The sequence below is a fragment of the Cupriavidus sp. KB_39 genome, from assembly GCF_052114485.1.
Lineage (GTDB): Bacteria > Pseudomonadota > Gammaproteobacteria > Burkholderiales > Burkholderiaceae > Cupriavidus.
Genome location: NZ_JBFREV010000003.1, coordinates 143683 through 158308 on the forward strand (window position 1 = coordinate 143683; position 14626 = coordinate 158308).

A 14626-nucleotide genomic window follows, 5' to 3' on the forward strand; every position below is an offset into this window, starting at 1 on the left:
CTTCGCAATTCCCTTGTTTCCGGGCGCCTCAGAGCACCACGTTGACGAGTCGGCCCGGCACAACCACGATCTTCTTGGGCGCGGCGCCGGCGGCGAACTTCGCCACAATCTCGCTCGCGGCGGCCGTGGCCTCGATGGCGGCGCGATCGGCATCGGCCGGCACCGTCAGGCTGCCACGGACCTTGCCGTTCACCTGGAGCACCAGTTCGATCTCGCTACGCACCAGCGCGGCTTCGTCCACCTGCGGCCAGGCGGCGTCCAGCAGGTCGCCGCCCTGCTCGGCGTAGCCCAGCTCCTGCCACAGCGCGTGCGTAACGTGCGGCACCACCGGGTACAGCACGCGCAGCAGGATGCCGAAGCCCTCGCGGCGCGCGGCCGGCGAGGCGCCCTTAGCGTCTTCCAGCGCGTTCAGCATCTTCATCGTGGCCGAGACCACGGTGTTGTACTGGATGCGCTGATAATCGTAATTCGCTTGCTTCAACACGCCGTGCAGGTCGCGGCGCAGCGCGGCGTCATCGGCCGTGAACGCCGTGCCGGCGCCGTCACGAATCGCCTGCGCGTTGGCATGGGCGAAGTTCCACACGCGGCGCAGGAAGCGCGACGCGCCTTCCACGCCCGAACCGCTCCACTCGAGCTGCTGCTCGGGCGGCGCGGCGAACATGACGAACAGGCGCGCCGTGTCGGCGCCGTACTGGTCGATCAGCGCCTGCGGATCGATGCCGTTGTTCTTCGACTTCGACATCTTCTCCACGCCGCCGATCACCACCGGCTGGCCGTCCGCCTTCAGCGTGGCACCCAGCGGGCGGCCGCGCTCGTCGGTCCGCACGTCCACCTCGACCGGGTTGTACCAGTGCTTCTTGCCGGAGGCGTCCTCGCGGTAATAGGTCTCGTTGAGCACCATCCCCTGCGTCAGCAGGTTCGTGAACGGCTCGCTGAACTTGACCAGGCCCATATCGCGCATGACCTTGGTCCAGAAGCGGGCGTACAGCAAATGCAGGATCGCGTGCTCGATGCCGCCGATGTACTGGTCCATCGGCATCCAGTAGTCGTTGCGGGCGTCGACCATCGTCGGGGCGTCCGGGCACGTGTAGCGCATGTAGTACCAGCACGAGTCGATGAASGTATCCATCGTGTCSGTCTCGCGGCGCGCGGGCTTGCCGCAGGACGGGCACGTGCAGTTCAGGAAGCGCGGGTCCTTGTTCAGCGGRTTGCCGGTGCCGTCCGGCACGAGGTCTTCCGGCAGCACCACGGGCAGGTCCTGCTCGGGCACCGGCACCACGCCGCAGGCATCGCAATGGATCAACGGGATCGGCGTGCCCCAGTAGCGCTGGCGCGAGATGCCCCAGTCGCGCAGGCGCCAGGTCACCTTCTTCTCGCCCAGGCCCTTGGCGGCGAGGTCGGCCGCGATGGCGTCCACCGCGGCCTGATAGCCCAGGCCATCGTACTTGCCGCTGTGGACCAGCTTGCCGGCTTCCTTGTCGCCGTACCATTCCTGCCACGCTTCGGTGGAGAACGGCWGGGCCTTGACGTCCACCACCTGCCGGATCGCCAGCTGGTACTTGTTCGCGAACGCGAAGTCGCGCTCGTCGTGCGCCGGCACGCCCATCACGGCGCCGTCGCCGTAGCTCATCAGCACATAGTTGCCGACCCAGACGTCCACCGGCTCGCCGGTCAGCGGGTGCTCGACCTGGAGCCCGGTCGGCATGCCCTTCTTCTCCATGGTCGCCATGTCGGCTTCCATGACCGAACCATGCTTGCATTCGTCGATGAAGGCGGCCAGCGTCGGGTTGTTCGCCGCGGCCAGGGTAGCCAGCGGGTGCTCGGCGGCCACGGCGCAGAACGTCACGCCCATGATCGTGTCGGCACGGGTCGTGAACACGTACAGCTTGCCGTCATTGACGAGCTTGCCGTCCGCGCCCGAAATCTTGTGCGGGAACGCGAAGCGCACGCCGGTGCTCTTGCCGATCCAGTTCTGCTGCATGACCTTGACGCGCTCGGGCCAGCCCAGCGCATCCAGATCACCGAGCAACTCSTCCGCATAATCGGTAATCCGCAGGTAATACATCGGAATTTCGCGCTTTTCCACCACCGCGCCCGAGCGCCAGCCGCGCCCGTCGATGACCTGCTCGTTCGCCAGCACGGTCTGGTCCACGGGGTCCCAGTTGACCGTGCCGGTCTTGCGGTAGGCGATGCCCTTTTCCAGCATCTTCAGGAACAGCCACTGGTTCCAGCGGTAGTAGTCCGGGCTGCAGGTTGCCACCTCGCGCGACCAGTCGATCGCCAGGCCCATCGACTGCATCTGCTTCTTCATGTAAGCGATGTTGTCGTAGGTCCAGGCGGCTGGCGCCACGTGGTTGTTCAGCGCGGCGTTCTCGGCCGGCATGCCGAACGCGTCCCAGCCCATCGGCATCAGCACGTTGTGGCCGTTCATGCGCAGGTAGCGCGCCATTACGTCGTTGATCGTGTAGTTCCGCACGTGACCCATGTGCAGCTTGCCCGACGGGTACGGCAGCATCGAGCAGGCGTAGAACTTCGACTTCTCCTTCCCGTCGGGACCCACAGCGTGCTCGGCCACCTTGTAGGCTTCGGTGGCCTGCCAGTGCTGCTGGGCGGCTTGTTCAACGGCGGAAGGAAGATATTTGTCTTGCATGTTTGGTACGACGGATCAGGACGTCGGATCGGGGACGGCGTTCCGCGCGCACCTGGGGTGCCGGGCGGACCGATTTGCGAAAGAGCCGATTATAACCGTGGCGGACACCCGCCACGGACGGCGAAAAGTCTGAAAATGGCCACGCGGCGGGCCATTTTCGGCAATTTTTGGCGTGTGCCGGGCTTACTTCAGGCCCAGCACGTCCTGCATGTCGAACAGGCCGGCCGGCTTGTCGGCCAGGAAGCGCGCCGCGCGCACGGCGCCATCGGCGTACGACTGGCGGCTCGACGACTTGTGGCTGATCTCGATGCGCTCGCCAATGCCGGCGAACATCACGGTGTGATCGCCGACGATATCGCCGCCGCGCACGGTGGCAAAGCCGATGCTGTTGGCGTCGCGCGGGCCGGTATGGCCTTCGCGGGCGTAGACGGCGCAATCGTCCAGGCTGCGGCCCAGCGCGCCGGCAACCACCTCGCCCATGGCCAGCGCCGTGCCCGATGGCGCGTCCACTTTATGACGATGGTGGGCTTCGATGATCTCGATGTCATAGCCGGTCGAAAGTAGCTTTGCCGCCACTTCCAGCAGCTTGAAGGTGGCGTTCACCCCCACGCTCATGTTCGCGGCGAAGACGATGGCGATCGACTTGGCAGCGTCCGCCAGCGCCTGCTTGCCGGCGGCGTCGAAGCCCGTGGTGCCGATCACCATCTTCTTGCCGAGCCGGCGCGCCGCCGCCACGTGGGCCAGCGTGCCTTCGGGGCGCGTGAAGTCGATCAGGCAGTCGGCGGCGCCGAGCACGGCGTCCACATCGGACGAAATCGTCACACCCGTGGCGCGGCCCAGGAATAGCCCGGCATCCTGGCCCAGCGCGGCGGCGCCGGGCACGTCGAGCGCGCCGGTCAGCGTCACGCCGTCGGTATTCAGCACATGTTCGATGAGCATGCGGCCCATGCGGCCGGAAGCGCCTGCGATTGCAATATTCATGGTGWTTGTGCGATGTCGGGGGAAGGGGCGCCGCCCGGCCGGGGCGGCGAGGCGGCATGGCRTCCGGGCGCGGCCCGCAACGGGCCGCGTGCCGGTCAGCTTGCCGGTTTGGCGGACGTGTCGGGCGTGGGCGTGGCTGGCGGGGTGGCCGGAGCCGGGGCGGCTTCGGGGGCCGGCGCGGCGGTCGGCGGCACGGGGGCGGCACTATCGGCAGCGCCTGCCGGTGCGGCCGGTGCCGGCGTGGCCGGGGCGTCAGCCGGTGCGCTGCTCGAACTCGTCACGATCTTGCCCGGCGTCTGGTTGCGCAGGGCTGCCTTCATCCCGTCGATTTCGGCGATCAGCTCATATTCGGACGGCAGTTCGTCCCCGCCAAACTTGACCAGCTTGTCGCCATCGAAGAACACCGTGTAGCGGCGCTGCTGCACGACTGGCGTGCTGCCGCGGCGGAACGAGAACACGTAATCCCAGCGATTGCCGTGGAAAACGTCGGTCAAGAGCGGCGTGCCCAGCAGGAAGCGGACCTGATCGCGCGTCATGCCTTCGCGCAGTTGCGACGCCGCCTCGCGCGAGACGAAATTGCCCTGTACGATATTGATACGATACGGCGTGATGGCGTCGGCCACCTTGCGCGACGTGCTGTCATAGGCCGAGCAGGCGCCGGCCAGCACGGCGGCSRCCAGCAGGGAAGACACCAGCGGCAGGCGCATGGCGGTCGTACGGAATGAACGCATGGATCTCGCTTTCAGACGGGAAAGGATAGTGCCGGGTCCGGTACAGGCCGTGGCACCGGGGCGACTTTTGTCGCCAAAACCCTTATGATTCAACTATCCAGACATTGTACTCTAGGGAGTCACGCCTATGCCGAGTCCGGCGGACCTCAAAAACATCGGCCTGAAGGCGACCGTCCCCCGCCTCAAGATCCTCGAGATCTTCCAGACCAGTGAACAGCGCCACCTGAGCGCCGAAGACGTGTACCGCATCCTGCTCAACGAGCACATGGATATCGGTCTCGCCACGGTATATCGCGTCCTGACCCAATTCGAGCAGGCGGGTCTGCTGTCGCGCAACAACTTCGAATCAGGCAAGGCGATCTTCGAACTCAACGAAGGCAAGCACCATGATCACCTGGTGTGCCTCGATTGCGGCCGGGTCGAGGAATTCTTCGACTCCGACATCGAGCAACGCCAGCAAAGCATTGCGCGCGAGCGCGGCTTTGCACTGCAGGAACACGCATTGTCGCTGTACGGCAACTGCACCAAGAACGACTGTCCCCACAGACCCAAACGATAAGCCGCCGCGGGCCACGGCCCAGCGAGCAGGCAACAAAAACCGGCGCCTCGGCGCCGGTTTTTTTATTTGGGAGGCTAGATCGAGTCGTTGCCCCCTCGCCTCCCCTCGGYCGCGCTATTGCTCCGGCCCATCGTACATGCCTCGAAATGGGTCGCTCCACCCATTTTTCTCGTGATATAGCACTACCCGCCCGCTTAGGTTCCACGTCAACTCGGCGATGCCACTGGACGTCAGGATCCACCGCCCCGCATTTCCGTCGGAAAATTCCACAGAGCCTTTCGCATGGCACGGAGAATAGAATTTATTAGTCGACCAGAATCCGTCAACTGGATAAGCTCTTGAGAAATACGCCCGGATCTGAGAAGCGGTTGGCTTAAACGCTTTGCAGGCCTCCTCGGCAACCCCCTCTATATCGCTCAGGCCGACGCTCTCCACAACGACCTTCTTAACATCTCTAGCGTAAGAATGAGTTGCTAGCCCACTCAAGAGACATAGCGCTAGTGCGGCGTTTCTCAGTCCTGCCATTTCGCCGACCTCGCTTCCGACGGCTTTTTGTAGGATATGTCGGGGTGCTTGTGCACTTCGCGCATCGACACTCCCAACGTTTCGGCGAGCTCCCTGACTAGCCAACGCAACGATCTATTTTGCGCTTCGTTGACGGCCTCATATCCCTCGACTTTACCGATTTCCCGGCCAACGATTTCAATTCCGATTGAGTCATTGTTGCCCGGATATCGCGCTGGAGACTCTTTCTTGTGCTCATACGCGGAGAGCTTCTTGATCCCCTTGATTCTCTGCGCATCCCGAAATTCGGCAGGCGCACACTGGCTGGTTTCCAGGCAGCGTGATTTAAGCCAGCCAACATGGTTGGTACGCTTATACACGGATGCGGTCTGGTATATCGTCCCATCCTTGTCGATCAGAAAATGCGCGCCATGCGCTCCCGCCTTCTGATAATGCGCGAACGTACTGCCCGATGTGGAAGAGTTCGTTTGGTGGACCACTATCCCGTTGACCTTGAGCATGGGGGTTCTCTCCAATCCTGGAAAGATCTTCACCTTGACCCGCTCGGCGTCAACGATGCCGCTCTTCGATATAAGCAACATGACCTCTCCTCAAATCACCGCATTGGCCTTGACGTCGTACCCCACCCCTATCGTCCCCGCACTACCGCCACCCGCGTTCTGCACGACATACTCCTGCCGGAATCGCGAAAACGACAGCGCCACGCGCTCCCTCGGCACGCGCATGGTGTTGTAGTAGACGGGAGCCACCTGCGTGACCAGCACGTCCTCCATCGTCATCTTCAGATATTCGAGTGGTGATCCGCCCGCCTTTCTCATGACGAGGATGGCGCGGGCAATATGCTTGCCGGTGAGGCAGTACTGGACAAGATTGGGCGAGGCCCGATCCGTATAGTGGTCAAACGTCAGATCCTCGACGGCGCACTTGCCGGCGCCGCCCCCGCTGCCTGCGTGCATGTTTGCGGGTTGCCTGACGGACCACGCCCACTCGAGCACTTCGATATCACCGGTATGCGTCGCGTCGATGGACTCGCCCGCGATGCCGCTGAGGTTCAAGAAAATGTCCTGCGCCATTCATTGCTCCCTGGGTTGGTTGCGAATGGCGACGCTAGCAGGGCATCACCTGGCCGGATATGAGACATGTCCGAAACTGCTGGCACTTTGCGATGGCACAAATAAAAACGACTCGGGCGCACAAGGCGCCCGAGTCGTTTAACCGCTTGCTGCAGAGTCCGATTACGGCTGCGGAATATCCTGATCCTGTTCTTCCACCACGCGCAGGCCGCGCGGGGTGACGGCCTGGACGCCGACGAACTCGGCTACCACTTGCCGGAACAGGCCACGCGCCCATACCAGCATGGGGTGCGTGTTGCGGCTGCGGTGCCAGAACATGTTCAGGCCCAGCAGCGTGTTGAGTTCAGCTGGTAGCGGGAAAGCCTTGAGGCCGTAGGTCTCGCAGGCCATGTCCTTGGTCAGCGCGTTGACCGTGAAGATCATGTCGGTCTGGGCAGCCAGTTCGGCCTGAGCACGCCACGAATGTACCGTCAGCGTCGCATTCCGCTTGAGGCCTCGTTGCTGCAGGGCGTAATCGAGCGGAATCAGCGACGGAGCCGGACGGCCGGCGCCGCCCGAGTGCGCCATGAAGATATGGCTGCAATCGAGGTATTGCTCAAGCGTCAAATCGGTCTTGAGCAGCGGGTGGTCCTTGCGGGCGCAAACCCAGAGGTTCAACGACGTCACCATCTCCTCGACGATCTCCGGATGCCGGGTCGGGAATGGCGAAAATGCGAGGTCCAGCTCGTTGGCGCGCATCGAAGCGACGTCCGATTCCCACGAATGGGATTCGACCAGCCGGATGTGCAGTTCCGGCGCCATCTGCTTGATACGGAGAATGAAACGATTGAAGACCGTGTCGCCCAGTTCGGCGGCAAAGCCGATATTCAAGGTGCCGGTCGCGATAGCCGGGTCGAAGTCGTCGACTTCACCTTCATTGATGGACGACCAGAGATCCAGCATGTCGCGGATCTTGGGGCCCAGTTCCAGCGCGCGCGGCGTCGGCGTCAGGCCGTGAGGCACGCGGATAAAAAGAGGATCGTCGAAGATCTCGCGCAGGCGGCCAAGCGAATGCGAGACCGCAGGTGCGGTCATATGCATCTTTTCCGCCACATATGTGGCGTTTCGCTTGCTCAGCAGCTCGGTGAAAATCACCAGCAGCTTGGTATCCACATTCACCATGATCAGGCCCGGTTGTTATGCCCACGCTTAGATGGCCCCACCACTTTCACTGGCTGCACATCAGAGTTCAACAGATTCTTCCGAGTGTAAGAGAAAAAAACTACCGGGAAAAGCAAATTCATCATTTCTCGCACTACGAGGGCTCGGATTGGGCGGGATTTGACTGGATAGCGACAGATAATGTCAAAAGACGCCCCGGTAGCCTTTGCGCCGACGGCGTATAGTGAGCGGAAGCCCGCATCTTTCACTCAGAATCGTCCGATTTCGCGCCATGACGTCCCACCGCCTTCCCGTCGAACTCGCCAAAGCCTACCGGCTGCTCAACCATGGCCCGACCGTGCTGGTCAGCGCCGCGCATGGCGGCCAGCGCAACATCATGGCGGCGGCCTGGGCCATGCCGCTGGACTTCGCACCGCCGAAGGTGGCCGTGGTGCTCGACAAWGCCACGTGGACGCGCCAACTGCTCGAGGCCAGCGGTGAATTCGCGCTGCACGTGCCGACGGTGAGCCAGGTGGATGTCACGCAAGCCCTCGGCTCCAGTTCTGGCCTGGCCATCTCCGAGCAGCAAGGGATCGACAAGTTCGCCGCCTACGGACTGCAGACTTTCCAGGGCGATGTCGTCGGTGCGCCGTTGCTCGAGGGCTGTGCCGCGTGGCTCGAATGCCGGCTGCTGCCGGAACCTGCCATCCAGGCCGGCTATGACCTGTTCCTCGGCGAAGTGGTGGCCGCGCATGCCGACGGCCGCGTGTTCAGCGAGGGCCGCTGGCACTTTGCCGGCCACGATGCACTGCGCACCATCCACCATGTGGCCGGCGGCCATTTCATTGTCGATGGCGACGGCGTCGACGCCCAGCCGCTACCGCCACTCGCCTCGCAGCCATAAAAAAAACGCGCCCGAAGGCGCGTTTTTTATCGTACTTCGTCCAGCCTGCGACGATTACTTGGCCACCACGCGTGCCATTTCCAGGCACTTGTTCGAATAGCCCCACTCGTTGTCGTACCAGCTCACGACCTTGATGAAGGTGCCATCCAGCGCRATGCCGGCTTCGGCGTCGAAGATCGAGGTGCGCGCGTCGCCACGGAARTCCGTCGCCACGACCTTGTCTTCGGTGTAGCCCAGCACGCCCTTCAGCGCGCCCTGGCTCTGTGCCTTCATTTCGGCGCAGATTTCATCGTAAGTTGCCGACTTTTCGAGTTCGACGGTCAGGTCGACCACGGACACATCCGAGGTCGGCACGCGGAACGACATGCCGGTCAGCTTCTTGTTCAGCTGCGGAATCACCACGCCCACGGCCTTGGCAGCGCCAGTCGACGAAGGGATGATGTTTTCCAGGATGCCGCGGCCACCGCGCCAGTCCTTGTTCGACGGGCCGTCGACGGTCTTCTGCGTTGCCGTGGCGGCGTGCACCGTGGTCATCAGGCCGCGCTTGATGCCCCACTTGTCGTTCAGCACCTTGGCCACCGGGGCCAGGCAGTTSGTCGTGCAGCTGGCGTTCGAGATGATCGCYTCGCCCTTGTACGAGGCGTGGTTCACGCCGTACACGAACATCGGRGTGTCGTCCTTCGACGGCGCCGACATGATCACCTTCTTCGCGCCCGCGTCGATGTGCTTCTGTGCGCCTTCCTTGGTCAGGAAGATGCCGGTCGATTCGATGACCACGTCCGCGCCCACCTCGCCCCACTTCAGCTCGGCCGGGTCCTTCACGGCGGTCAGGCGRATYTTCTTGCCGTTCACGACCAGCGTGTTGCCGTCCACGGCCACTTCGCCGTCAAAGCGGCCGTGCACCGAGTCGTACTTGAGCATATAGGCCAGGTAATCGGGCTCGAGCAGGTCGTTGATGGCGACCACTTCAACGTCCTTGAAGTTGGCCACGGCGGCACGGAACACCATGCGCCCGATGCGGCCGAAGCCGTTGATGCCGATCTTGATGGTCATGTCTATCTCCTAGAGTGCGATCGATGAAAGCGGGGCCGGCGCCGCAACCGGCGCGTCGCACCGGCTGCCGCGCGGGCGGGAATTACTKGGCGAGCGTGGCGCGCACGGTATCGGCGACGTTTTCCACCGTGAAGCCGAAGTGCTTGAACAGCACGCCGGCCGGGGCGGATTCGCCGAAGGTGTCGATGCCGACCACCGCCTGGACCTGGTACTTCCACCAGAAGTCGCTGACGCCGGCCTCCACTGCCACGCGCGGCACGCCAGCCGGCAGCACGCTGACCTTGTAGGCGGCGTCCTGCTTGTCGAACACGGTCGTCGCCGGCACCGATACCACGCGCACGTGCACGCCATCGGCAGCCAGCTGCTCGGCGGCGCCCACGGCCAGGCCCACTTCGGAGCCCGTGGCCAGGATCACCGCGTCCGGACGCTTGGTGCGCGGGTTGGTGCCATCGCGCAGCACATAGCCGCCGCGTGCGATATTGGCGCGCGTGACGTCATCGCGGCGCTGGAACGGCAGGTTCTGGCGGCTGAAGATCAGGCAGCTCGGGCCGTTCTCGCGGCGGATCGCCTCGGCCCAGGCCACGGCGGTCTCGGTGGTGTCGGCGGTACGCCAGACATCCATGTTCGGAATCAGGCGCAGGCTGGCCACGTGCTCGATCGACTGGTGGGTCGGGCCGTCTTCGCCCAGGCCGATGGAATCGTGCGTGAACACGAACAGCGAGCGGATCCGCATCAGCGCGGCCATGCGCAGCGCGTTGCGGCTGTAGTCCGAGAAAGTCAGGAACGTGGCGCCGTAGGGGATGTAGCCGCCATGCAGCGTGATGCCGTTCATGATGGCGCTCATGCCGAACTCGCGCACACCGTAGTTGATGTGGTTGCCCCAGGCGTCCACGCGCACGGCCTGGCTGCCCGACCAGTTGGTCAGGTTCGAGCCGGTCAGGTCGGCCGAGCCGCCCAGGAATTCGGGCAGCACCGGGCCGAAGGCCTCGATGGTGTTCTGGCTGGCCTTGCGCGTGGCGATCGTTTCGGCCTTTTCCTCGCACTTGGCGATGAAGGCGTCCACGGCGGCGTCGAACGCGCCCGGCAGCTCGCCGCGCATGCGGCGCGTGAATTCGCCGGCTTCATACGGATGCACTTCGGCGTACGACTCGAACAGCGCGTCCCAGGCGCGCTCCAGCGCGTTGCCGTTGGTCTTGGCGTCCCAGGCGGTGTAGGCGTCCTGCGGGAGTTCGAACGGGGCGTGCGTCCAGCCCAGCGCCTCGCGCGTGGCCAGCACTTCGGCGCCGCCCAGCGGGGCGCCGTGCACGTCGTGGCCGCCTTGCTTGTTCGGGGCACCCTTGCCGATGATCGTACGGCAGCAGATCAGGGTCGGCTTGTCGCTGGCCTTGGCCTGCGCGATGGCGTTGTCCACGGCCACCACGTCATGGCCGTCCACGCCACGAATCACGTTCCAGCCGTAGGCTTCGAAGCGCTTCGGGGTGTCGTCGGCGAACCAGTGCACCACGTCGCCGTCGATCGAGATGCCGTTGTCATCCCACATCGCAATCAGCTTGTTCAGCTTGAGCGTGCCGGCCAGCGAGCAGGCTTCGTGGCTGATGCCTTCCATCAGGCAGCCATCGCCCAGGAACACATAGGTGTGATGGTTGACGATGTCGTAGCCGGGGCGGTTGAATTCCTCGCCCAGCAGGCGCTCGGCCAGCGCCATGCCCACCGCGTTGGTGATGCCCTGGCCCAGCGGGCCGGTGGTGGTTTCCACGCCCGGCGTGATGCCGTACTCGGGGTGGCCGGCGGTCTTGCTGTGCAGTTGKCGGAAGTTGCGCAGTTCCTCGATCGGCAGGTCGTAGCCGGTCAGGTGCAGCAGCGCGTAGACCAGCATCGAGCCGTGGCCGTTGGACAGCACGAAGCGGTCGCGGTCGGGCCAGTGCGGGTTCGTGGGGTTATGCTTCAGGTGCCGGCCCCAGAGCGCCACGGCGATATCCGCCATGCCCATCGGTGCACCGGGGTGACCGGAATTGGCTTGCTGGACGGCGTCCATGGCAAGCACGCGGATGGCGTCCGCCATCAATTTGGCGGGCTGCGAGGCGAAAGGGCTGGTGGCGGGATGGGCGAGGGCAGACATGCGGCGAGAACCTGAGCGCGGGAAAACCGCAATTTTAGCAGAAGCAGAGGGTATTTCCGGACGCCCGGGCACGGCTCGAAGGGGTCGTCAAAGCTGGACCGAATGGCTGGCACCCGGCGTAGGCGCCACATTGGGCGATATCCATGTGGTTGCGGCGTCACGTTCCGYCCATCAACAGATCGAAATTGGCGACAGCGCCCAATTTGGCCGCATCTTCCGGCTCGATGGCCGCGTGATGAGCACCGAAGCGGACGCCTGGATCCAGCATGAATTGATGGTCCATCCCATGGCCGCGGCGCACGGCAGCCCGCGCAGTGCGCTGGTGGTGGGCGGCGGTGACGGCGGCTCGGCCTTCGAACTGCTGCGCATTCCCACGATCCGCGAGGTGGTGGTGGCCGAACTGGACGCCGAGGTGGTCCGCCTGGCGCGCGAATGGCTGCCGGGCATCCATCAGGGCGCCCTGAGTGCGCCCGGCAAGCCCGACGATCCGCGCCTGCACATCGCCATCGGCGACGCGCTCGGGCTGATGGAAGCCTTCGGCCGCGCCGGCCGGCGCTTCGACCTGATCGTCTTCGATCTGACCGAAGCCGACGATGGCAGCCCGGCCACCGCCCTCTTCTCCCTCCACGGCCTGCAGGCCGCGCGCCGCTGCCTGGCGCCGGGCGGGGCGATGTCGATCCACCTCGGCCCGCCGCTGCACCGGCCCGACACAGCCCGGCTGCTGCTGGCGCGCCTGCGCGAACTATTCGCCCATGTGGCGCCGCTCGCCACGTTCATCCCGGCCTACGGCGCRCTGTGGGGGATCGCGCTGACCAGCGACGCACTCGACATCGCCGCCTGCCCCGCGAGCCAGATCGCCGCGCGCCTGCGCCAGTGGCAGCTTGCGTCCGCGCTGCGCTGCTACCACGCCGATCTCCATCCGACGCTGTTCACGCACCCGCGCCATCTGCAGGCGATCTTCGACAGCGCCGGCGGCTCCAAGTAACATGCACCGGAAACGCCTGCCCATCCGGAGACCATCATGCCCAGACCGTCCAACACGCCCTGGCTGACCCCGTACCTCACGGTGGCCAGTGGTCGCGCCGCGCTCGACTTCTACAGCCGCGCGTTCGGCTTCACCGCCGGCCATGTGCTCGACGAAAACGGCGTGCCGACCCACGCCGAGATGCACTACCAGGGCGAACTCGTGGTCATGTTCGCGCCTGAAGGCGCCTGGGGCAGCACCGCCCGCACGCCGCGCTCGCTCGGCGTGGAGGCCCCGCAGACCTTCTATGTCTACTGTGGCGACGTGGACGCCATCTACGCCCAGGCCCTCGCCGCCGGCGCCATCAGCGTGATGCCGCCCGCCGACCAGTTCTGGGGCGACCGCTACTGCATGGTCGAAGACCCGGATGGCTACCGCTGGGGCTTCGCCACCCGCCTCGACCCGGCCAAGGCGCCCGCCAACTCCTGACTGACTGATGCCCCCTCGCTTTTTCATTGACTCGGCACTGACTGCCGATGCCGTGCTCGACTTGCCCGACGCCGTGGTGCGTCACATCCAGGTGCTGCGCCTCGCCCCGGGCGACGCCATCACGCTGTTCGACGGCCGCGGCGGCAGCCACGCGGCCACGCTGGCGGACATCGGCAAGCGGCACGCCACCGCGCAGGTGGCCGGCCACGACCCGGCCGAGGCCGAACTGCCCTACCGCGTGACGCTGGCGCAGGGGCTGGCCGGCGGCGACAAGATGGACTGGCTGATCGAGAAAGCCGTCGAACTCGGCGTCACCGAGATCCAGCCCCTGCAGGCTGCGCGCTCGGTCGTGCGGCTGTCGGGCGACCGCGCCGCGCGCCGCCAGGCGCACTGGCAGGCCCTTGTGCAGGCCGCGTGCGAGCAATGCGGACGGAACCGCTTGCCGGACGTGGCGCCGCTGGCTACCTTGGAAGCGTGGCTGGCGGCATCGGCCCAACCGGCTGGAGGTGCGCCGCGGCTGCTGCTTTCGCCACGCGCGTCGGCGTCGCTGCCCGAGTTGGCCGCCGCGCACCGCGATGCCTGGCGCGAACAGGGCGTAACGCTGGTGATCGGCCCCGAAGGCGGGCTATCTCCCGAGGAAGAGGCGGCGGCGATCCGCGCCGGATTCACGGGCGTGTCGCTGGGGCCGCGCATCCTTCGTACCGAAACCGCCGGGCTGACCTGCCTGGCGGCCCTGAACGCCGTACTTGGCGGATTCTGACCTTCCAAACTCCAAAGGAGTCGATGATGGGACTACTCGATAGCGTGCTGGGCGGCGTGCTCGGCCAACTGGGCGGGCAACGCGAAGATGGCCAGCCCGGCGGGGGCGGCATGAATCCGAAGCTGATGATCGCGCTCGGCCTGCTGGCCATGATGGCGATGCGCAACAAGACACAGGGCGCCGATGGCAGCGTGGCGCCGGCCGACGCGAGCGATCCGGGCGCGGCGGGCGGGCTTGGCGGACTGGGTGGACTTGGAGGATTGGGCGGGATGCTCGGCGGCATGCTGGGCGGTGGCAGCGCGCCGGCGCCCGGCGGCATGGACCTCGGCTCGCTGCTCGGCGGCCTGCTGGGCGGCCAGGGCGAGGCCACCGGCAGCGCGCAGGCRATGGGTGCGGCCACGGGCGGCATCGGCGCGCTCCGCGACATGCTCTCGCAGGCCGGTCTCGGCCAGCAGGTGGATTCGTGGATTGGCGGCGGCGCCAACGAGCCGGTCAGCCCGGCGGACCTGAGCGGCGCACTCGGCGGCAGCGGCGCGCTGCAATCGCTGGCGGAAACCACGGGCATGTCGCAGGACGACGTGGCGGCCAGCCTCAGCGAGGGCCTGCCCGAGCTGATCGACCGGCTCACGCCGAACGGCCAGTTGCCGTCATCGGCCTGACCCGCCCGTCCGAACCTGC

At 65.4% G+C, this 14626-nt stretch carries 14 protein-coding genes; 6 read left to right on the plus strand and 8 right to left on the minus strand.

From position 1 onward, the window contains the following. Positions 1-28: 28 nt before the first annotated feature. The 3 genes from leuS to AB4Z27_RS03365 all read right to left on the minus strand — a co-directional run bounded on the left by leuS (position 29) and on the right by AB4Z27_RS03365 (position 4362). The gene (gene leuS, locus AB4Z27_RS03355) at positions 29-2650 is read right to left on the minus strand and encodes a leucine--tRNA ligase (protein WP_441643898.1); all 2622 of its coding nucleotides are present in this window, start codon (positions 2648-2650) and stop codon (positions 29-31) included. 183 nt (positions 2651-2833) lie between these two features. Further along, the gene (gene dapB / locus AB4Z27_RS03360) at positions 2834-3631 is read right to left on the minus strand and encodes a 4-hydroxy-tetrahydrodipicolinate reductase (protein WP_092298774.1); all 798 of its coding nucleotides are present in this window, start codon (positions 3629-3631) and stop codon (positions 2834-2836) included. A 95-nt stretch (positions 3632-3726) separates the two neighbouring features. Continuing rightward, positions 3727-4362, minus strand: coding sequence for an outer membrane protein assembly factor BamE (locus tag AB4Z27_RS03365; RefSeq protein ID WP_441643899.1), 636 nt, complete (start codon positions 4360-4362; stop codon positions 3727-3729). A gap of 127 nt (positions 4363-4489) precedes the next feature. Between AB4Z27_RS03365 and fur the strand changes: the two genes are divergently transcribed. Further along, the gene (gene fur / locus AB4Z27_RS03370; RefSeq protein WP_092298769.1) at positions 4490-4921 is read left to right on the plus strand and encodes a ferric iron uptake transcriptional regulator; all 432 of its coding nucleotides are present in this window, start codon (positions 4490-4492) and stop codon (positions 4919-4921) included. Between the two features lie 512 nt (positions 4922-5433). Here fur and AB4Z27_RS03375 read toward each other — a convergent pair. The 3 genes from AB4Z27_RS03375 to AB4Z27_RS03385 form a co-directional block, all read right to left on the minus strand. Next, positions 5434-6027, minus strand: a complete 594-nt coding sequence (locus AB4Z27_RS03375) for a peptidoglycan recognition protein family protein (protein WP_092298766.1) — start codon at positions 6025-6027, stop codon at positions 5434-5436. Positions 6028-6036: 9 nt separating this feature from the next. After that, on the minus strand, positions 6037-6519 hold the full coding sequence (locus AB4Z27_RS03380) for an Hcp family type VI secretion system effector (RefSeq protein WP_441643900.1): 483 nt from the start codon (positions 6517-6519) through the stop codon (positions 6037-6039). A 162-nt stretch (positions 6520-6681) separates the two neighbouring features. Next, positions 6682-7680: a LysR family transcriptional regulator gene (locus AB4Z27_RS03385; protein ID WP_092298761.1), complete on the minus strand. Its 999-nt coding sequence runs from the start codon at positions 7678-7680 to the stop codon at positions 6682-6684. 271 nt (positions 7681-7951) lie between these two features. On the opposite strand from AB4Z27_RS03385, the gene AB4Z27_RS03390 reads away from it, so the two are divergent. After that, positions 7952-8563, plus strand: a complete 612-nt coding sequence (locus tag AB4Z27_RS03390) for a flavin reductase family protein (protein ID WP_441643901.1) — start codon at positions 7952-7954, stop codon at positions 8561-8563. 54 nt (positions 8564-8617) lie between these two features. On the opposite strand, the gene gap is transcribed toward AB4Z27_RS03390, so the two are convergent. Together gap and tkt are read right to left on the minus strand one after the other, a co-directional pair. Further along, positions 8618-9616 carry a type I glyceraldehyde-3-phosphate dehydrogenase gene (gene gap, locus AB4Z27_RS03395; protein ID WP_092298755.1) on the minus strand — a complete coding sequence of 333 codons (999 nt, stop codon included), beginning with the start codon at positions 9614-9616 and terminating at the stop codon, positions 8618-8620. 82 nt (positions 9617-9698) lie between these two features. Next, complete coding sequence (tkt, locus tag AB4Z27_RS03400; protein ID WP_441643902.1) at positions 9699-11735, minus strand: transketolase; 2037 nt, start codon at positions 11733-11735, stop codon at positions 9699-9701. Positions 11736-11880: 145 nt separating this feature from the next. On the opposite strand from tkt, the gene AB4Z27_RS03405 reads away from it, so the two are divergent. Genes AB4Z27_RS03405 through AB4Z27_RS03420 form a run of 4 tightly spaced genes read left to right on the plus strand, consistent with a single transcriptional unit; the run spans position 11881 to position 14607 of the window. After that, on the plus strand, positions 11881-12720 hold the full coding sequence (locus tag AB4Z27_RS03405) for a spermidine synthase (protein WP_441643933.1): 840 nt from the start codon (positions 11881-11883) through the stop codon (positions 12718-12720). 36 nt (positions 12721-12756) lie between these two features. Beyond that, positions 12757-13188, plus strand: coding sequence for a VOC family protein (locus tag AB4Z27_RS03410; RefSeq protein ID WP_092298749.1), 432 nt, complete (start codon positions 12757-12759; stop codon positions 13186-13188). Between the two features lie 7 nt (positions 13189-13195). Continuing rightward, positions 13196-13948, plus strand: a complete 753-nt coding sequence (locus tag AB4Z27_RS03415) for a 16S rRNA (uracil(1498)-N(3))-methyltransferase (protein ID WP_092298746.1) — start codon at positions 13196-13198, stop codon at positions 13946-13948. A gap of 26 nt (positions 13949-13974) precedes the next feature. Then, positions 13975-14607 (plus strand): YidB family protein, encoded by a 633-nt coding sequence (locus tag AB4Z27_RS03420; protein WP_441643934.1) that lies wholly within the window; start codon positions 13975-13977, stop codon positions 14605-14607. Positions 14608-14626: the final 19 nt, after the last annotated feature.